Raw genomic sequence first — 18146 nt, 5'->3', positions numbered from 1 at the left:
ACGCTACGAACGCCAAGCCATACACTTCCTCGCCTTCACCAGCATCGCCTGCACCCTCATCTGCTATCGCAGACTCACCAAATGAGATGATCTCTCAGTGGCTGGTCGACCTGGACGATTGGATGTCCAGTGTGGTGTTCGCGCGCGGGATCTCCCCGCGGGACCTGGCGGTGCGGATGGGCGGGGCTGCGGAGGCGGCGACCGAACCGATCACCGACGCCGAGGTCAATGAACTCGGCATGATCGGATACCGGCCGGACGGGGACGGCGACGGCGTGGTGCGGGTCGGGGCATGCGGCGACTGGTCGTTCGCCCTGGAGTATGGCGACTCCACCGGCGGCGAGCGGCTCACGGAGATCTCCCGTAACGGCGTGAAAGTCATCCATTACGTACCGATGGGTGAACGTCCACCAGCCACCGTCTGCTACGCCCGCGATGGCCGGTACGTGTGCGGGTTCGGGCTCGGAGCGGAGCGGCACCGCTGGGGTACGGAGCCGGATTTGCTGCTGACCGAGCTCGTCGCAGCAGGGGTGCTCGCGCCCGACGGGTATACGTTCTGCGCGCCGGAGGATGAGCAATACAAGATCACCTATCGGCGCAGCCTCGCGGTGGTCGAGGCACGGTTCGGCCTCTCCCTCCCGCCTGCCTGCCTCAATGAAGCCCGCCTGCCCGCTTATGCAGTCCGGGGGACTCCGCGCATGAACACTCAGGCGGACTCCGACCTCGACACCATCCGTAGCTGGGCCCAAGCCCAGGGCTACGCACTCGACAGGTTTGGCCCCAAGCGGGTCCCGGCCGACATCCGTGAGGCGTACTGCAGAGCGACCGGCATCTGAGGCGCGCGTCAGAAGAATGGAGTTGAGGTGATTCCACCAGACCGGCACACTCGCCCGATGAGCCGCCGCACACCGCCCGGCAGCTGGGACGGACCCTGGTACCGCGTTTCCACAGAACACTTCGAAGCCGCCTTCTTGCCGGAAGCCGACGAGGACCTGGAGTCCGTGGACAACGTCGATGTCTTCGTGGACCTCAAGGACGGCTCCCGGTGGAGCGCGTCCATGATCACTCTCGCTCAGGTCGAGGCCATCATGGCGAGATGGGCCCACACCGGGGAAGGTCTGGGGGGCCGCTGCTTCTGGTGCCCGGATGGACTCATCGTCCGCGACGCCGGCATCAGCAACATGATCGGCGTCCTGGTTGGTCTGGCCGAGAACGGCGAACTCGCACAAGCCCTCCACCGTCTCGAAGACTGACTACGCAGGCGCAGCCTTTGAGCGACGAGATGCCTGTTGGGGAGCTGATTCGCGAGGTCACGGGAGGGGATTGGTGGCAGGAATAGCGCTTGAGGCACTGGGTGATGTGCCGAGGGAGCGGCTGGAGTCGGCGCTCGGGCATCACCCGGCCAAGGAGCTGCGGCGAGCGCTGCGGCGCTTGGCCCTCAAGGGCGGGGCGGCGACTGAGGAAGAGTGCTACCCCCTGTTCGACTGCTTCGCGCCGGGCGCCGGAGGCGCGGTCTCCGTCGCAACCGCCGTGCTGTCGTTCGCTGTTGCACTCGCCGGCGATCCGGACATGGGCGCCCGGGCCACGTTGGACCGCTGCGGAGAGCTGTGCCCGATGGCCAAGCACGCCGGACAAGGCTCCAGCGCACCGGAGGAGGCTACGTTTGGGCCGACCCCCAGTTCGGCGGTGTGGGCGTCACGGGCCGGTTTGCTTCCGGTTTGGCCTGGCCTACAGCGTCGTGGGCGGCCAGGGCGGCGCGCAGGGTCAGGGTGTCGGCGCCCCGGGAGGCGTCCAGACCGGTGAGTTCGGTGGCCTTGCGCAGCCGGTAGTCGACCGTGTTCGGGTGCACCTGGAGCCGGGCGGCGGCCCGGCGCCGGTCGAGTCCCCGCGCCAGGAAGGCGCGCAGCGTGTCGAGCAGCTCCGGACGATCGTCCAGCGGGTCGAGCAGTGCGGCCAGCCCCGCCCTGGCCGGGCTCGGCCGGCTCAACTGGTACTCCAGCAGCACGTCGTCCAACAGGCACAGCCCAGGTCCCCGCCCGGACGCCTCCGCCACCGCGCGCACCTCCCCGGCGAGCCGGGCGGCCTCCGCGACCCCTTCGGGCGCCGCGATCGTCGCCGCGGCCAGCAGCTCGGCACCGCACATCCGGCCGAGCTGCTCGACCAGATCGGACAGCCGCGCCCGGTCCGCCCGGCCGAAGCCGTCCGGCGAAGTCGCGCACGGGATCAGCACCAACCCACCCCCGCCGGACAGGACGGAGAGCGGAACGCCACTCGTCTGGCGCTGGATTTCGTTGCGCAACCGCCGGAGCTTGCGGCGGGCGGCGACCGCGTGGTTCACACCGGGCACCAGCTCGTCCGGGTGCGGCCCCATCGCGATGCTCAGCACCAGGTAGCAGGCCGGCAGCTGAATACCGGCCCGGTCCGCCGCGCCCTGGGGGCTGCCGCCCTCCAGCAGCCGCGACAGCAGCGACTGCAGCGCGACCTGCTCGTCACTTAGCGCGGTCTGCCGCTCCTGCACGTACCCGGCGGCCACCTCGCAGCTCACCAACCGCAGATACGCGAGCAGTTGGCGCTGCACCATCAATACGTCGGCCAAGTCGCCCGGTTCGGCCGCCGAGAAGACCTGGGCGGCACACTCCTCCGCACCGAGGTGGTAGGCACCGACAACAGCCTCCAGCGGTACGCCCTCGTCGGCGCGCCGGGCCGACGACTCGCGGATGGCCGCCGCCTCGGCCTGCCCCGGCATCTCCCCGGTGCGCAGGACCCCCGCGAAAGTCCGTATACCGCGGGTCACCTGCTTGGCGATGTCGCCGCCGAGGTGCTCCGCCGGCAGCGTCCCGTACACGGGGAGCCGCTCGACCAGCCGGATCATCACGGCACGCTCCAGCGCACCAGCTGCGTCCTGGAGCCGCTTGTGCACCGGCACACCGCCGAACCGCAGCACCTTGTTGCGCTCCACAGCGTTGGATCCGGTCACAATTCACCTCGCACATCTCTGTTCCCCGCCCCGGAGACTGAGCCGCTGACCAGCCCCATGATGTTTCCGGGACATTACCTACTGGTTGGTAACACGACTGGCTAGTGGATGGCCAGATGCGGCAGGACCTCGGCCGCATCGTTCACCGCATTCCCCGGCCGGGGACCGCCGCCCCGGCCGACCCGACGTGTCGCACACCGGCCCCCTGCCGGCGCGTCGCCCCCCCCCAGGAATCGAGGACCGCATGTCCAAGGCAGCTGTTCGCCTGATCTCCGTCGCTGTCGCCGCCGCAGCCATGGCCGCCACGCCCGCCGCCACCGCCGTCGCGGCCACACCGGCCGCCGCGACGGCCTCGGCAAGCGACCCGTTCTACGCCTACACCGGCAGCGAGCCGCTGTCCTCGTTCGCGCCGGGCACCGTACTCAAGACGCGGACCCTGCAGTACCACGTCATCGGCATCCCCACGCCCCTCAAGGCGGTCCAGCTGCTGTACCGCACCACCGACGCCCAGGGCCGCCCGGCCGCCAACGTGACCACAGTGGTGCGCAGTCTGACCGGCGACAGCAGCAAGGCCGTCTCCTACCAGTCGTTCTACGATTCGCTCAACCCGGAGGACAGCCCCTCCCGGGCGATCGCCGGTGACGTCACCCTGGGCGGTGCCATCCCCAACGCGGAGGCCCTCTTCATCACGCCGCTGCTGCTGCAGGGCTACAACCTCGTCATCCCGGACACCGAGGGGCAGCAGGCGAACTTCGCCGCCGGACCGGAGTACGGCACCAACACCCTCGACTCCATCCGCGCCGCAACGAAAGCGGCCGAGACGGGCCTCAACTCCACCACGTCGTTCGGCCTCATCGGCTACTCGGGCGGCGCCATCGCGACCAACTGGGCCGCCACGCTCGCGCCGAGCTACGCACCGGACGTCAACCGCCGACTGGTCGGCTACGCCGAGGGCGGCCTGCTCGTGGACCCGGCACACAACCTCAAGTACGTCGACGGCTCACTGGCCTGGTCCGGCGTCATCCCCATGGCCGTCATCGGCGTCTCCCGCTCGTACGGCATCGACCTCAAGAACTACCTCAACAGCTACGGTCTGAGCGTCTACAAGGACCTCCAGCGCGGCTCGATCATCAACGCCCTCGGCCACTACCCGGGGCTGACCTGGAAGAAGATGGCGAAACCGGAGTACGCCAACCCCAACTCGATCCCCGCCTTCCTGACGGCGATGAACAAGCTCAACCTCGGCTCTGCCGCCACCCCGGCCGTCCCCGGGTTCATCGGCCAGGGCAACGGAGGCGTCCTGGAGGGGACCTTCAGCAACCGCCCGGGCATCGGCACGGGCGACGGCGTGATGGTCGCCGGCGACGTGCGCTCACTCGCCCGCCAGTACTGCGCCACCGGCAGCTCCGCAGTCAAGTACAGCCAGTACGAACTGCTCAGCCACACAGGCGCGACCCTCGCCTGGGCACCCGTCGCGCTGGGCTGGCTCAACGACCGCTTCGCCGGCCGCACAGCGCAGTCCGACTGCGGCCGGATCTCCAGCGGCAACTCGCTCGCCCCGGAAGAGCCCGTTCCGCTGTCGTGATCCGTGGCCGCCCCACCCTCACAGCGCCCGGCATCGCCGCGTCTCCGGCCGCCGAGCGCGCGGAGCTCCTGTCGAACCGCGGTGCAGCCAGGCTGTCGTGGATGTTCGCGGTGGAGATGCCGATGGAGAGGGGCCAGGCCTGAGCCAACTATCACGGTCAGACAGCTGGCGGGTTCAAGGGCCACCCATCGCGCTCAGCAGCGGCAGAGATGCGGAGGCGTCCCGATGGGCCAGGGCGCGGGCGAGCAGGCCCACTACGGCGCTCAGTGTGCGGCTCTTGCGAACAGAAAGGCTCAGGACGCTCTGGGGCGGACGCAGAGGAAGCAGCCCTCCCAGTGAGGGAGCGCGCTGAGGATTCGATGGTGTGCGCACGAGGCCACCGCACGTTCCTCCGGAGACGGAAAGCCTGCACCGGTCCCAGTGCCGTCGATCGGCACGAGGGACTCGACCATGGACTGGAACTGGAACAGGTAGTCACGGGCGAAGGGCGGGTCGTACCCCAGCTCGCTCCACCGGTGGCGACTGAGGGCGAGGGTGATGGAGCGCAACACGAAGTCTTTCGACCGGGCGCGTTCCGCTGCCGAGGTGCCCCACGCGATGTCTTGCAGATCGAAGCCGACGCTCCCACGCCCCATCACGTTCTGGTCCTGCAGCGTCAGGAACGCGGCGAAACGGTAGTCCCACTCGGCGTCGGCGAGTCCGGATACCGCCAGCATCAACACCTCGATGAACACCTCGGTGCCGCCGTTGGACAGGTCCAGACTCTGTCCGCTGCCACTGAACACGTTCATCGGGCCACGATAAGACAGGCCGACGCTCCTGGACTGCGGCCACCAGTACGTGCTCGCAAGCTCCCCCGCCCCCACTCGCCTCTCACTGTGACCGGAGGCTGATAACAAGGTCGTACGGCAGGCCGTGAGTGTCGTGAAGGTAGTGGAAGTCTTCGTCCTTCAGAGGGCCTTGGAACCGGGGCCGGGCAAGGACCTGCCGACCGCGTTCCAGGAGCCGCCGGAAGCGGTTCTCCTCTTCCAGGAGCATCCGGTGCACCTCGCTGGGCTCTCCTTCCTGACGGAAATGGTCCAGGGTGTGGGAGACCAGCTCATGCGGGAGGTCTCCCAGAGTGCGCGAGGAATCGTCCTGCCAGACAACGGTGAGCAGGCGCCGCACCAGGCGGCGCAGCACGTAGCCCTGTCCCGTGGCGGCCGGACGCACACCATCGCCCAGTACCACGATGGCTGAGCGCAGGTGGTCGTAGACCACTCGCAGCGGCACCTCGTCCAAAGGCCACAGGGTCGGCACGAGGCGGCGCCAGGGCTCGAAGACGTCGGATTCGAACACCGAGGATTTGCCTTGCAGCAGCGAGGCCAGGCGTTCCAGACCGAGCCCGGTGTCGATGTTGCGCTGGGGCAGCGGAACGAGGGAGCCGTCCTCAAGGCGGTGATATCGCATCATCACGTGGTTCCAGACCTCTACCCAGCGGTCGTCGTGTGTGGGTGTCGATGTGGGTGGGGTGTCACCGCTCCAAAGGAAGATCTCCGAGTCGGGGCCGCACGGGCCCACCGGCTCGTTCGACCACCAGTTGTCCTTTACGGTGAGCTCGACAAGAACGCCGTGGTTCTGCCACACCTGCAAGGAAGCGGTGTCGGGCCCCACCTGGTCGTCTCCGCCATAGACCGTGGCATGCAGCAGGCCCGGGTCGACACCCAGTCCCTCGGTGAGCAGCCTGTAGCCCCAGTCCAGGCTCTGCGGGCCCTCGTAGTCGCCCAGCGACCAGGTGCCGAGCATCTCAAAGGCCGTCAGGTGCGTGGCATCACCGACCTCCTCCAGATCCGTGGTGCGCAGACAGCGCTGCACATTGACCAGGCGCCGACCCAGCGGATGGGGGCGCCCCTCCAGATGGGGGGTGAGCGGATGCATGCCGGAGGTGGTGAACAGCACCGAGTCGCCCGGGGGCGGCAACAGCGTCGAGCCGGAGATTCGGCGGTGATCACGCTCCTCGAAGTACTCGACGAACGTGCGGACAATCGTCTCCGTGTCCATGAAAGGGGCTCCTTGCCATCACAGTGGGAAGGCGCCGGAGAACGGGACCACGCCGGTCATTGCACCGCAGCAAGAAGCCAAGAACGCCACGCAACCACCAACAGGCCGTTTCCGGTCGCCGGTGGGAAAGGGGAGAAATCAGACGGCGGCAACCGGCGAGCTGGTCGCTCGCGCGGTTGTGATGGTGGTTCTTCCCCTGACGTTCATTCCGCCACCATAACGCCCCCGGTTCTGCCGGGCACATGGTTTTTCCCACCGCAACGCCCCACGCGGCCTTCGCCCACCCCGTCCCCACTGTCAGCCTCCGCCCGCCGCCTTGACGAGCAGCCAGACACACGCGGGAAGGAAGCGACACGGCCGGTCCGAGGCCCGCCACCACTCACCCTCACCCACGAGGTGGCAGCCCCGACTGCTCATCACCGCGCAGGGAAGGAAACACCTGTCCGGTCCGGTGCCGCGTACCAGCAGGCGCGGAACGGTGCAGCAGGCCAGCAGAGGGACCTCGATGCTGCGGAGACAGCCGCGCACTCGCAGGGGTCGCCAACCCCTGCGAGCCCGTCGTTGAGTTCCTGTTGGCCTGGCATTGGGGTGATGGGCCCGGTGCCGCCCATGTACGGGCCGGCCCGATGGCGGTCAGCCCCTGTACGGGGCAACCCGATCGCGGTCGGACCCCGTGCGCCGGCGCTGGCGGTCAGGAGTGGCCGCCCGACCGGAGCACCTCCTGCGCCCTGTTCTCCTGGCGGCGCTGGAGTGACGTCCAGTGGGTCAGCACGGACGCGTGTCCGCTGAGCCAGGTCTCCTGCATCGCACCGAGCCGGGTGTAGGCGGTGCTCAGATAGTCCGTGTCGTCCTTGAACCCCAGATCGGCCCGCGCGAGCGGGCCGACGCGAACGCGGCGCTGACCGCGCTGGAGCAGGCCGTCCTGACCCCGAAGACCCTCGCCCTCAAGCGGGTGGACTGGGAGGACCTCGTCCACGAGTCGATGACCGTGTACGCCGACCAGGGCGCACAGGAGATCCGCGAGGCCTGCGCAGCCGAGGGCGCCGGCCCCGGCCTCGTCACCCTCCTCGACGCGATCGACGCCGACCCGGCGGTGCGCTGGCGGATCGCCGACCGCTTCCCCAAGTCCGAGCAGGCGGCAGCCGCGACGGGCGACGCGGCCCGCGAGTTCGCCCGCCCCGTCGTGCGGCGCGCCCTGAACCAGCTGGTCACCGTAGAACTGACAGCGGGTGGCGCCGTCCGCTGGCAGCTCTCCTGGTCCCACCTGGCCGCCCCGCGCTACCCGACGGACGGCTTCGAGGACCTGCTTGAGGCGGCCCTAGACGCGACGGTCGCCGACCAGCCCGACACCGAACCCCTGCGAAAGCTGGTGGGGGAACGGAGGGCGCGTCCTTCTTGGCGCCGGAACCCGAGGGTTTGTCCGAACCGGAGGCGGAGTCCGAGCCACCGTCGCAGGCGGTCAGCAGCAGCGAGGAGGTGGCCGAGGCCACGAGAGCGGTCCAGCGGGGGCGAAGGTGCACGGGGGGCCTTTGGAAAACGACCGAAAGGCCAAAAGGCCGAACGCAAGTATGCATGTGCCGGTGTCACCGCACTTCGGGCACCCATGCCCAGCGCCGGCAGTCGGCCGACGGTCGCTCCACTCGCCACCGGTGCACGAAGTGCAAGACACTCGGGCCGGGACGGGCTCTCCAGCTCACCCCGGGGCGGTCACCGCCAGCGCCTCGCCTTCACCTACGAGTTCGTCGACGGGCCAGCCACCACCGACGGCTTCCTGCGCGTGGATCTCGGCGACGGCAGAACCATGTCGCACAAAGTGCGGGTGGCGCAGCCCCAACCCAGCGCCCCTTCCGCCCCGGAACTCTCCACTGAAGAGAGGGTCAAAAGGGCCACCGCGCTATTCGGTCCTCCCCTCACCGAGGAACAGCTGCGCGCGCACGGATTCAGCTATGCATACACCGTGAATCCCGACGGAACCCTCACCCGCGAGAACAAGGACGAAGAGCCATGCAGCCCCCTACCCTCAGCTGAAGAGAGCGGGTCGTCGAGGCACGGGGACGGCGGTCAGCCCCAGGCATGAGCCACGCGGGCGGACGAACATCAAGCGGGTGGGCGAGCGGAGAGAGGGCACGTCGGCGTCGGCGGCCAACACGGCTTCCGGCGCAGACGGGTGATGAATCTGCTGTTCCCGACGCCGATGTCCGCGACCGCCCCACGAGCCGGCTGGAAGGCAACCGGTGCCGCTCCGCCTGGGGGGCCTCAGGGCTCAGGTCTCGCCCTGCATCAGACCAGGTGGGCGCTGTCTGTGCTGAGGGTAATTGCGTGAAGGCGGCTGATCCTTTTGGTCCGTCGAGTCCGAGTGCTGTCAGGGGCGCTGGTAGTCGGGGAGGTGTGGGCGGCAGGCGGTGGGGATATCGGGCACGCGGCATGTGGGATATGCGCCAAGGATCGCGGGCTTCCCCGCGAGAAGGCGTCCCCGTCCGGTGGCTAGGATCATGACCGGTGCGGCACGGATCATGAGGGGGAGTTCGTTGTGAGGTCTTTGACCGTGTGTACGTCGGCGCGTGCGTTCACCGAAGGGCTGAAGAGCCGTGGTTGATACGCGAGTCCGCAGGAACGCGAGGCCTGTCATGGAGGGGGCCGTGGCGAGTCTCGGCGGCTACGACCACGTGGACGCGGTGGCCGTGGACATCCCCGCAGGCACCAGCGCCGCAGAGTTCGCCCACGGAGTCCTCGCCGCAACCCCTCAGTGGGTACACCGGCTCCTGGACCTGCGTGACAAGATCACGGCGCCCTTCGGGCTCCACTCGCAAGAGCGCGTCGCCATGGCGGACATCCGGGTCGAGCCCGGACGGAAGCTGGGGCCCATCCTGGTGCGGTCGGTCACCGAGGAGGAGGTTCTGGGCGGGGAGGACGACAAGCACCTGGACTTCCGTGCCTCTTTCGCGGTGCGCCAGTCTTCCTCCGGCGGGCTGGAAGGGGTGTTCACCACGGTCATCCGGTTCCACAACCCGGCCGGACGCCTGTACTTCAAGGCGATCCAGCCCTTCCACAATCTGATCATCCCCCGCCTCGTCGCCGGAGGCGTGCGTGGGTGACTGGGCATGGGCGCGGGTCAGGAGGCATTGCATGATCGGGTTCTGTCCGGGGTGATCATGTGAGGCCGAGGGTTTGTGGCGGCCGGTGGCAGTCGCGGCTGGTGTGGCGCAGGGCGGCGATGTTGGTTTCGCCGTTCTGGCGGAAGATGCTGATGGCGAGGTTGCGCAGGCTGGCCATGGCGCGGGGCAGGGTGCCGGTGCGGACGGTGGAGTCGTCCTCGCGGAACGTGCGGTCACAGACGTGGTGCAGGAGGTTCTCGATGCCCCATTGGCCCCTGATCCAGGCGGCGAGCTCGGTCGGGGTGGCGTCGAAGACAACCAGGCTGGTGATCAGGTAGACCGGCTCGATCGTGAGTTTCCCGGTGCTCAACTCGCGCCGCCAGCGCAGGATCTGGATGGCCTGGCGGGCGCCGGGACAGTCAAGGTGGCGGAAGGTGGCGACCTTGAGCCGACGGATCTCCTCGCGGTGGTGACCCCGGTCCCGGGTGCGGTGATCCAGCGGGATCTCGGCCCAGGGCAGCTTGTAGACCTGCAGATACAGGCCGGGGCGATTCTTCTTCACGATGGCCAGGCAGTGGGCTCCGCGTTTGCGGAGGTAGGCGCCGTGACCATGTTGGGTGTGCAGGACGTCGCCGGTCAGCGCGGTGTTCTCCAGGCCGATGGCGTCCAACAAGGGTCGGACCGAAGGGATTTCGTTGCTCTTGGAGGCGATCTGCCGCTGGGCCAGGACCACGCCGTGGTGGTCCATCGCGGCCAGCAGCTGGATTGCCGTGGTCGTGGTGGTGCGGGAGCCGCGGACCGTCTTGCCATCGACCGCGATCGCCCTCAACGGCGGCTTCGGCGTGGGCTCGGACGGCTTCGACGCCGGCACTCTGGCCTGGAGGTATTCGCCGATGGCCGCGTCCAGTGCGTCACCGTCGACGCGTTGGAGCAGGCGGCGGACGGTGGCCGCGTGCGGCGCTGGCCGGATGCCGGTGAGCGGGTCGGCCGGGAAGCCGAGGATGGCCAGGACGGATTGCGGGGCCTCGGTGATCCATTCACCGATCGCGACAAGGGAGCGGGCACCGGTCAGGACGGCTGCAGCGGCCGCGCACAACAGCGGGAGCATCGGATACCGCCGTCCCAGCAGGCCGCGCGGATCGGGCACCCAGATCAGGAAGCGTCGCAGGTCAACGGCATCTTGCGCGGCGACGCGGATGTCCGGGTGAGCCATTCGCCCCAGCCCTTCGGGCATGTTGCGATGATGTTCGGGCAGGCACGGTCTCGCTCGGTTCTCATGGGTCTCGACAACCACATGATCTACCGGTGCCGTGCCCGCTCTGCTCTCCAGAACTCCCCGCCCCACACTGGCCATGACGATGCCTCACGGACAAGAGCTACAAACCGGACCACTCTCGTTCATGCAATGACCCTGTGTCTGTACTGTGCACGGTCTGCTATCGCATCTGAATCTTCGCGAGTGCGCGATAGGTCAGCAGACGAGCGATGTTCACTGCCTCGCTGTCGGTCAAATAAACGATCACCTTCCAAGGGGTCATCAGCTGACCGAAGGTGACCCGGGAATTGTCCTTGAAGTCGGGGACGTCATCCGGTTCCAAGGCGATCTCGACACGGGGATCGGTCTTGCTGAGCATGAGATAGCTTCCGAGGGTCTTGCGCCCGGTGGACTGGCGGATCCCGATGTACGCGTCCGGTGCCAAACGCCGCCGCCCCGCCGCGGCTGGACGGGCTACCAGTGAGGTTCGGCGGGCTCCCCCCGCCCCGCTGACGGTGTCGGTGTCGGTGTCGGTGCCCGCAGGATCCAGCGGGGGCGTGGCTGCGGCCTTTCGAGCCGCTGGTATCCCCTGTTTACTGTTCGGTGGAACTGTGCCACGCGGGAACAAGCCGAGGGGGACCGCGTTGATGAAGAAGGTTGCTGCCGTGGGTGCGGCCGTTGTACTGGGTTGGGGACTGAATACCACGCCGGCAAACGCGGCGCCGGCCTACTACCACCTGCAGAACAATGCCACGCTCAATTGCCTGGACTATCGGGCCGACTACGGACCCCCGCCCTACGCGACAGGGTGCAACGGGGGCGCGTACCAGACCTGGCTGATGAACGACACCATCGGCCAGCTCTCCGAAATGCGGCAAAACGCGGGTAGCAGGCTGTGTCTGGTCGCCCGCGGAGGTCAGGCAACGATGAAGCCTTGTTCGTCCAGCGACCCGGCAGCCCTGTGGAATGTGTACTTCACTGGCGCGGGCTTCGAGCTGATCAACAACGTGACCAAGACCTGCCTTGGCGAGCAGCCGGAGGACGTCAACCACATCCGCCACGTCAATCTCACCAGGTGCACCGGTGGTCCTTCCCAGCAGTGGACGCTCTACCGCTGACCCTTCGATGCCTCGTGAGTGGTGAAGACGGTCAGAACCGCCGTAGGCGCTCACGAGGCATCTACGGCCTGCCCGATGGATCATGTGAAATCCCCGGCGGCTCATCGTTCCGCCTGGCGGGCGGGTCGGCCTGAGGGCGGGCACGGACGCGACGTGGTTACGTGAGCACGTCTCCGCCAGCGCCTCTCAGCCGAGATCGCTGGATGGGCGGCGGTTTTCGGGCAATTGCGGTCCACCGACAGGCCGTTGGGCTACACCCTCGTTTCCTGGGAAACGATGCGTGCGTTTGGGCTGCGTACGAACAGAAAGTCGAAGGAGGTGTCCATCATGCGCAAGATCGAGATCAAGCCTGTGCCCGTCAAGCGGGAAGAGCGCCGCACCAGCGCCTTGCGCCCTGGACGTCCTTGCCCGCCTCCAAGGCCGGCGCGAGCCCTCCCAGGCCGGGGTGGAGGCGATAGCGGACGCGGCCTTCGAGCTCCTGGACCGTTCGGACCACACCCGGCAGTTCATCGCCATGACCACGGTCGGGGACTGGACCCTGATGATCGAGCCCGTCGGCTACCTCGGCGTCACCGAAGAGCGAGCCCTGCCCGCCTCCACGGGCACCCGCGGTGTCTCCCACTTCGTCAACATCAACGGCCTCAACTCGTTCCTCTGAGCCCAGGACACCACCGAGCGCCTCACCTTCGAGCCTGGCATACCGACCGCCGCTGGGGAACAACCCCCGACGAACTCCTCGCGGCCATGCATCACTGCCCTCGGCTACGGTTGAGGCGCTCCTGTTTGGGCGGGGACGACAGTGGCCCCTGGCTGTGCCTGGCCAGGGACAGCCACCATCGCCTGAAGCACCGTCATGAGCACTTCGGCGCGTTGGTCGCCATTCAGCTCGGAGTCCGCGATCAGGCGTTCCGCTGCAAGGTAACGAGACAACTCCAGAGGCTGATCAAAATAGCGTTGCAGGTGGGCAGCTGACGCCTCTTGGGAGCGGATGAACGTCCGTCCCACAAAGCCAGCCAGAGCCGCCGACACAGTTCCGAGCGTCGCAGCTGCGACGCTCGCCGCAGTGCTTTCCGCTCGGATTGCCATCACCGTGAAGGTGACTAGCAGGCCGAACCCCAGAAGCATGGCAAATTGCGCGTTACGGAAAGACTTCCTGGCCTGCTTCAAGGCGATTCCATGGTACTGACTCAGGCGCGCGTGGGTCACTGACCACAGGTTAGCGAGTCCGAGTGCGGATCTGGCACGCTCCTGCTCTGCGGCACCTTCCAACCCGACTTCAGGTCTCGCCACAGAAGCTTCCAATTGCTGCTCTGCCGCTTGCAGTCGTACTCGGTCAGACGAATCTACTTTCACGCCTGCCGTCCTGGCCAGCCAGAAGGCACAGATGTGGAGGCACATTCCAAACATGATCCAAAGCCCGCCTTGGACTTCCGACCAAGTTGGAGGGAAGCCGGGCCCTCCGCCCGTAGTGTGGGGTCCGGCTTTAAGGAACCCTGCACTTCCGAATAACCACAAACCAGCGATTGCCGCGATCTGACCGCCTGTGATGCTGTTGTCGCTTTCGGCCTGCGTCTGAGGTTCATTTGATGGCGCCTCAGTCACCCCATCTGTGCGTGCCGACTGCGACGGAGTATCCGCTGTCACGTTGTGTACTCCCTGCGTACTGATTGGGTGCGAGTGCGGGGAGGATAGCGGACTTCGTGGCGCCTGGTGATCCCTTCGTCCCGACCCAGCCGGATGGAAGGACAGGGACAGGACGGTTGCCAGGCGCCGTATTCGGCTTGGCGGGCTACCCGACGAAGGTCACAGAGATGGCGGCGCTCTGGTGGCCTCGAGCAGGGCGCCGGTGTGACTGGTGGTGGCACGGTCGACAGCTCGGACTCCGCATCCATGTACGACAGTCTGGAGAAAACCGCCAGACCTATGCGCGTGTTCGAGGGTTTCATCCGCAGGGTTTTCTTGCAGGCAGTCCTGATGACCGTGTTCATGGAAGTCGCCATGGACGACCGGGTGACCCCCTGCAACTCCAGCCTCGGCGTGATGGAGTGGCCGCCGATCGTCTATCGCGGCATCCGTTATCGCGGGATGTCCGAGCTCGCAGCCCTGCAAAGCGCTGCCTTCGGCGTACCGGCCGACCGGCGCCTGCAGGTCACCCGCACGATGCCCGGACTCCTCAGACCCCACACCGCACTGTCGACGACCTCCTGCTGATCCTGGCGCTGCACACGGCAGTCCGCGGTACGGATGAAGGCGCAGAACTGGACGGCAATCGCGGCAGAATAGACGCCGTCAGTGAAGTGCGGCGCGAGCTCGTGATGGCGGGCCATCTCGGAGCCTGATCCCAGGTAAGAGTCCGGCGGCATGCTCGGGCAGGGCAGAGAAGGCCGCGATACGCAATAAGAGCGTCGCGGAGATGGTCGGCGGAGTGTCCGTCAGGCAGGGCGACCAGGCGGAGATAGCAGGTGCGACGGTCGACCAGTGTGGCCACCGCGAACTGGCTGCGAGGCCCGACGATCAGGTCTCCTTCCCCGTCCCCCAGACGGGTCCGCAGCTCAACGACCGGCGGCCGGCGGTCGATGAGTACGGCCGGATCCACGAACCTCGCAGCCCTCTGGTCAGACCGGCGGCACTTCTTTCTCAGGGGCCGGCCGGTGCGGAGCTTCCTGGTCAACGTCCTGCTCAGACCGCCTCTGGCGCCCTGATAGAGCGCCCGGTAGATCGTCTCGTGACACAGATGCCGCTCAGGACGATCGGGCCAGAGCGCGCGTAGATGGGCTGCGATCTGCTCGGGACTCCACTCCAGGGCGAGCTTGGCCAGCTTGGCCTGGACCTCCGCTTTCAGCTCCGGGTCCGCGGCGAGCTTGACGCGCCGTGGCCGTCCGTTGCGTTCGAGGGAGCGGCGGTGGGCCAGGTCGGCGTCGTAGATGCCGTTGTCATGCGGCAGGCTGTTGCGGCGCAACTCACGGCTGACCGTCGACGGTGACCGTCCGGCCGTACGGCTATCTCCCGGACAGACCGCGTTCGCGCAAGGTGGCGATCCGTTTGCGCTCCAGCAGGGACAGGCAGCGGCCCGAGCGAGAAGCCTCCGGCAGCGACCGCGGTGGCAGACCACCGCTCTCGGCCCGCCATCGGTATCGGGTCTTCCGCCCGATGCCCAGTCGCTTGCACGCTTCGACGGTGCCCACCCCGGGACGCCAGCAGTCGCCAGTACTCGACTTCGAATTCCAGCCTGCGCTTCTTGTCCTTTCGGGCGGCGGGGTTCCGGCCCGCTCCGCCCGTCAGTGCCTGGCTGACACCCTCGGCTGTACGGGTCGTTGCCCGTCGGGCGGGGGTAGGCGATGAACAGTCACGGCGACGGTGAGTATCCGTCAGCAGCGTGGTGCTCTTGTGGAGGTCCGGCACTGGGGTACAGCACCTGTCGACCTTCTGCAGTCGGCTTGTCCGTAGCGGACGATCCGTTGGTACAAGGGCCAGAAGCACTACTCGGGTATCTACTGGTCAGCGACGATGCGCCACCACGTGATCTACGAGTCGCGCTGGGAACTGTCGCGGTTGCTCTTTGCCGACTTCGATCCGTCCGTACGCGGATCGTGGCCCAGCCTTTCCTGCCGAAGGCCGTGGTGGAGGGGCAGGCCCGCAAGCACATCCCGGATTACATCTTGACTACTGAGCAGGGTCCGGTAGTGGTGGATGTGAAGCCGCACTGCCGACTGTCCACCCCAGTGGTGGCGTTCACGTTCGCGTGGACCCGGCAGGCGGTCGAGTCGCCTGACGGGCGCTCAGCGCCTCGTCTCGTACCTGGTCAGGATCACGCCGCAGGGAAGCGTCCGCGTCTCCACCAGGTTCAGGTTCACCCAACTGTCCAGCGCGGTGAAGAACGGCGTGCCGCCGCCCACCAGGACCGGCGCGGTGGCCAGCACGTACTCGTCAATCAGCCCGGCCCGCATGGCCGCCCCGGCGAGCGTCGCGCCGCCGATGTCCATCGGGCCGCCGTCCTCGGCCTTGAGCCGGGTGATCTCGGCGACCGCGTCGCCGGTGACCAGGCGGGTGTTCCAGTCGACCTTGTCGATCGTCGAGGAGAACACCACCTTCGGCATATCCCGCCAGCGGCGCGCGAACTCGATCTCCGCCGCGGTGGCGCTGGGCTGCTGGTCGCCGGTCGGCCAGTAGGAGCTCATCGTCTGCCACAGCTTGCGCCCGTACAGCGACAGGTCGGTCGCCTGCAACTGGTCGGACCAACACTGGAACAGCTCGTCGCTCGGCACGCTCCAGCCGATGTCGTCGCCGGGCGCGGCGATGTAGCCGTCCAGGGTCAGGTTCATGCCGTAGATCAGTTTCCGCATGGCGCCAGCCTTCCGTGAGTCGGTCTCACGCGTACAGACCGGCGCGGCGCGGGTAACTCATCGGTGCGCGATCTGAGCTCGCATGTAGTCCCGTGCTCGGTGGCTCAGCCGCAGACTCATCGTTCCGCCGAGGAAATGGCATAGATCTGAGACTGATCTTGGGTGACAGCAGCGGCTCCTGCTGGAGCGCGCCTGGGAGGCAATCGAGGACGGGGGGCTGAACGGTGATGCCCCGCAAACTGACCGTCGCCGCACTCCCGCGTCTGCACGCCCGTCTCCTCGCCGCTGAGTACGTCCCTCTGCTGAACACACCAGAGTCGTCGAGCGGTTGCCGCGGTCCTCGACGGCGAGGCGGTGGACGTTGGCCATCGCCACCTCGCTTGAAGGCGCGGGTGGCCTTCGGCAGCCTTGCCGTCGGTGCCGTTCATCTTCCGCCGGAAGAACTGGGGGTACTCTTCCCGCTTGTCGGAGGGCTCCTCTGCCCTCTCGTGGCCGCCATGACTGATGCGGTCAAGGCCTCGGACGGCCCCGGGGGCTGCGTGGGACGGCATGGGGATCAGGGGCCTGGCACTTCGGACTGTGGGCGAAGCGCGGGCGGCGGGCTCCGGGTGGACTGTGCAGGCGTTGGCGTGCGATTACGCCGGCAGCACCCGGAGTTCAGGGGTGATCTCGAACCGGGGGTGACGGAGGGCGCCCTCAGGGCCGCAGGGAGTCGGCGGTGAGGTGGGACAGTTGGTGGGCGATGCCTTGGATGAGGGTGGTGCGGGGTGTCCAGCCCAGGAGGGCTCCGGCCCGGGAGCGGTCGGCGAGGGTGGCATCCACGTCGCCGGCCTGCGCGGGAAGCCTGGTGACCGGCACCGCGTGGCCGGTCACCTCCTCGACGGCGGACAGCACATCCAGCACGCTGGTGCTGACGCCGGCCCCGACGTTGAGGACAGTCGTTCCGATCCGACGAGTGGCGGCGGCAGTCGCGGCGCGGACCACGTCACCGACGTAGGTGAAGTCGCGCGTGTGGCTGCCGTCCCCGAAAAGCGTCAGCTCCGGGCCGCCCAGAGCCGCCGTCAGGGCGCGGCCGATCAGCATGTCGGGGCGTTGGCGTGGCCCGTAGACGGTGAACAGGCGCAGCGCCACCACGGTGAGCGTGGACGTGGTCCGGTCGGCGTGCGCCAGGCACAGCTGTTCTCCGGCGAGTTTGCTGACCGCATAGGGGGAGGCGGGGCTCGGTGCGGTCACCTCGCGGGCGGCGTGGCTGCTGGTCCCGTAGATGCTGGAGGAGGAGGCGTAGACGAGGCGGGGCACGCGGGCGTCCTCGCAGGCGGCCACCACGCGTTCGGTGGCGAAGATGTTGCACGACGTGTATTCGGTGAACCGCTCGCCCCATGAATCGCGCACCCCTGGCAGGGCGGCGAAGTGGAAGACCACGTCGGCCTGCCGGAACAGGGCCGTGAGCGCAGTGGTCCTCACGTCGGCGGTGACGAGCGTGAAGTTCGGATCGCTGAGGGCTCGTCCCAGATTGGCCGCCGCGGCCGGGTCGAGACGGGGGGCGCGGCGGTCCACGCCGACCACGGTGGTCCCGCCCGCGAGGAGGGATTCGACGAGGTGCGAGCCGATGAAACCGGCGGCACCTGTGACGACGGCCCTGGCCAGCGCCGGTTTCCGGGTCGCCCACTGCTGCATGAACTTCTCCCATGAGGTGAGTCGTTGACGACTGCGCCGTCTGCCGGACGCGGGCG

Annotated in this window: 18 protein-coding genes; 8 read left to right on the top strand and 10 right to left on the bottom strand. The window is 67.8% G+C overall.

The features are described 5' to 3' along the window. Positions 1-836: DUF6461 domain-containing protein (locus tag ACZ499_RS38800; protein ID WP_468681756.1), on the top strand; the 836-nt coding region annotated here is incomplete at its 5' end. 57 nt (positions 837-893) lie between these two features. After that, the gene (locus ACZ499_RS38795; RefSeq protein ID WP_468681755.1) at positions 894-1253 is read left to right on the top strand and encodes a hypothetical protein; all 360 of its coding nucleotides are present in this window, start codon (positions 894-896) and stop codon (positions 1251-1253) included. Between the two features lie 404 nt (positions 1254-1657). Here ACZ499_RS38795 and ACZ499_RS38790 read toward each other — a convergent pair whose 3' ends face one another. Beyond that, positions 1658-2977: a PucR family transcriptional regulator gene (locus ACZ499_RS38790; protein WP_468681753.1), complete on the bottom strand. Its 1320-nt coding sequence runs from the start codon at positions 2975-2977 to the stop codon at positions 1658-1660. A 244-nt stretch (positions 2978-3221) separates the two neighbouring features. Between ACZ499_RS38790 and ACZ499_RS38785 the strand changes: the two genes are divergently transcribed. Beyond that, positions 3222-4562 (top strand): lipase family protein, encoded by a 1341-nt coding sequence (locus tag ACZ499_RS38785; protein WP_468681751.1) that lies wholly within the window; start codon positions 3222-3224, stop codon positions 4560-4562. Continuing rightward, entirely contained in the window at positions 4559-4705 is a 147-nt protein-coding gene (locus tag ACZ499_RS38780; protein ID WP_468681749.1) for a hypothetical protein, read from the top strand. The genes ACZ499_RS38785 and ACZ499_RS38780 overlap by 4 nt, the downstream gene beginning before the upstream one ends. 150 nt (positions 4706-4855) lie before the next feature. On the opposite strand, the gene ACZ499_RS38775 is transcribed toward ACZ499_RS38780, so the two are convergent. The 3 genes from ACZ499_RS38775 to ACZ499_RS38765 all read right to left on the bottom strand — a co-directional run bounded on the left by ACZ499_RS38775 (position 4856) and on the right by ACZ499_RS38765 (position 7866). Further along, on the bottom strand, positions 4856-5353 hold the full coding sequence (locus ACZ499_RS38775) for a hypothetical protein (protein ID WP_468681747.1): 498 nt from the start codon (positions 5351-5353) through the stop codon (positions 4856-4858). 82 nt (positions 5354-5435) lie between these two features. Beyond that, positions 5436-6602 carry an alanine--tRNA ligase-related protein gene (locus ACZ499_RS38770; protein ID WP_468681745.1) on the bottom strand — a complete coding sequence of 389 codons (1167 nt, stop codon included), beginning with the start codon at positions 6600-6602 and terminating at the stop codon, positions 5436-5438. A gap of 691 nt (positions 6603-7293) precedes the next feature. Next, complete coding sequence (locus tag ACZ499_RS38765) at positions 7294-7866, bottom strand: hypothetical protein (RefSeq protein WP_468681743.1); 573 nt, start codon at positions 7864-7866, stop codon at positions 7294-7296. A gap of 1375 nt (positions 7867-9241) precedes the next feature. Here ACZ499_RS38765 and ACZ499_RS38760 point away from each other — a divergent pair. Continuing rightward, the gene (locus tag ACZ499_RS38760) at positions 9242-9697 is read left to right on the top strand and encodes a DUF2867 domain-containing protein (RefSeq protein ID WP_468681741.1); all 456 of its coding nucleotides are present in this window, start codon (positions 9242-9244) and stop codon (positions 9695-9697) included. A 55-nt stretch (positions 9698-9752) separates the two neighbouring features. Here ACZ499_RS38760 and ACZ499_RS38755 read toward each other — a convergent pair whose 3' ends face one another. Further along, the gene (locus ACZ499_RS38755; RefSeq protein WP_468681738.1) at positions 9753-10991 is read right to left on the bottom strand and encodes an ISAs1 family transposase; all 1239 of its coding nucleotides are present in this window, start codon (positions 10989-10991) and stop codon (positions 9753-9755) included. A 142-nt stretch (positions 10992-11133) separates the two neighbouring features. Next, the gene (locus ACZ499_RS38750) at positions 11134-11331 is read right to left on the bottom strand and encodes a hypothetical protein (RefSeq protein ID WP_468681736.1); all 198 of its coding nucleotides are present in this window, start codon (positions 11329-11331) and stop codon (positions 11134-11136) included. A 268-nt stretch (positions 11332-11599) separates the two neighbouring features. Between ACZ499_RS38750 and ACZ499_RS38745 the strand changes: the two genes are divergently transcribed. Both ACZ499_RS38745 and ACZ499_RS38740 read left to right on the top strand, forming a co-directional pair. Further along, positions 11600-12070 (top strand): RICIN domain-containing protein, encoded by a 471-nt coding sequence (locus ACZ499_RS38745; RefSeq protein WP_468681734.1) that lies wholly within the window; start codon positions 11600-11602, stop codon positions 12068-12070. 445 nt (positions 12071-12515) lie between these two features. Beyond that, a complete protein-coding gene (locus ACZ499_RS38740; RefSeq protein ID WP_468681731.1) occupies positions 12516-12728 on the top strand; it encodes a DUF6461 domain-containing protein in 213 nt (70 codons plus the stop codon). A gap of 104 nt (positions 12729-12832) precedes the next feature. Here ACZ499_RS38740 and ACZ499_RS38735 read toward each other — a convergent pair whose 3' ends face one another. Next, entirely contained in the window at positions 12833-13276 is a 444-nt protein-coding gene (locus ACZ499_RS38735; protein WP_468681729.1) for a TRADD-N-associated membrane domain-containing protein, read from the bottom strand. Positions 13277-13960: 684 nt separating this feature from the next. Between ACZ499_RS38735 and ACZ499_RS38730 the strand changes: the two genes are divergently transcribed. Beyond that, entirely contained in the window at positions 13961-14281 is a 321-nt protein-coding gene (locus ACZ499_RS38730; protein ID WP_468681727.1) for a hypothetical protein, read from the top strand. Here the strand turns inward: ACZ499_RS38730 and ACZ499_RS38725 are convergent. From ACZ499_RS38725 to ACZ499_RS38715, 3 genes are all read right to left on the bottom strand, one after another. Continuing rightward, positions 14244-15182, bottom strand: a complete 939-nt coding sequence (locus tag ACZ499_RS38725; protein WP_468681725.1) for an IS30 family transposase — start codon at positions 15180-15182, stop codon at positions 14244-14246. The two genes, ACZ499_RS38730 and ACZ499_RS38725, sit on opposite strands and share 38 nt — an antisense overlap. A 667-nt stretch (positions 15183-15849) precedes the next feature. Continuing rightward, complete coding sequence (locus ACZ499_RS38720) at positions 15850-16413, bottom strand: dihydrofolate reductase family protein (protein WP_468681724.1); 564 nt, start codon at positions 16411-16413, stop codon at positions 15850-15852. A gap of 696 nt (positions 16414-17109) precedes the next feature. Further along, the gene (locus ACZ499_RS38715) at positions 17110-18090 is read right to left on the bottom strand and encodes an SDR family NAD(P)-dependent oxidoreductase (RefSeq protein ID WP_468681722.1); all 981 of its coding nucleotides are present in this window, start codon (positions 18088-18090) and stop codon (positions 17110-17112) included. Positions 18091-18146 lie beyond the last annotated feature (56 nt).

The sequence above is a fragment of the Streptomyces sp. NPDC031265 genome, from assembly GCF_055570295.1.
This window is presented reverse-complemented; position numbering and strand designations above follow the sequence as displayed.

Coding starts and splice junctions, on each gene's coding strand:
- ACZ499_RS38795 (WP_468681755.1), top strand. CDS start 894: ATGAGCCGCCGCACACCGCCCGGCAGCTGGGACGGACCCTGGTACCGC.
- ACZ499_RS38785 (WP_468681751.1), top strand. CDS start 3,222: ATGTCCAAGGCAGCTGTTCGCCTGATCTCCGTCGCTGTCGCCGCCGCA.
- ACZ499_RS38775 (WP_468681747.1), bottom strand. CDS start 5,353: ATGAACGTGTTCAGTGGCAGCGGACAGAGTCTGGACCTGTCCAACGGC.
- ACZ499_RS38770 (WP_468681745.1), bottom strand. CDS start 6,602: ATGGACACGGAGACGATTGTCCGCACGTTCGTCGAGTACTTCGAGGAG.
- ACZ499_RS38750 (WP_468681736.1), bottom strand. CDS start 11,331: ATGCTCAGCAAGACCGATCCCCGTGTCGAGATCGCCTTGGAACCGGAT.
- ACZ499_RS38745 (WP_468681734.1), top strand. CDS start 11,600: ATGAAGAAGGTTGCTGCCGTGGGTGCGGCCGTTGTACTGGGTTGGGGA.
- ACZ499_RS38730 (WP_468681727.1), top strand. CDS start 13,961: ATGTACGACAGTCTGGAGAAAACCGCCAGACCTATGCGCGTGTTCGAG.
- ACZ499_RS38720 (WP_468681724.1), bottom strand. CDS start 16,413: ATGCGGAAACTGATCTACGGCATGAACCTGACCCTGGACGGCTACATC.
- ACZ499_RS38715 (WP_468681722.1), bottom strand. CDS start 18,090: ATGCAGCAGTGGGCGACCCGGAAACCGGCGCTGGCCAGGGCCGTCGTC.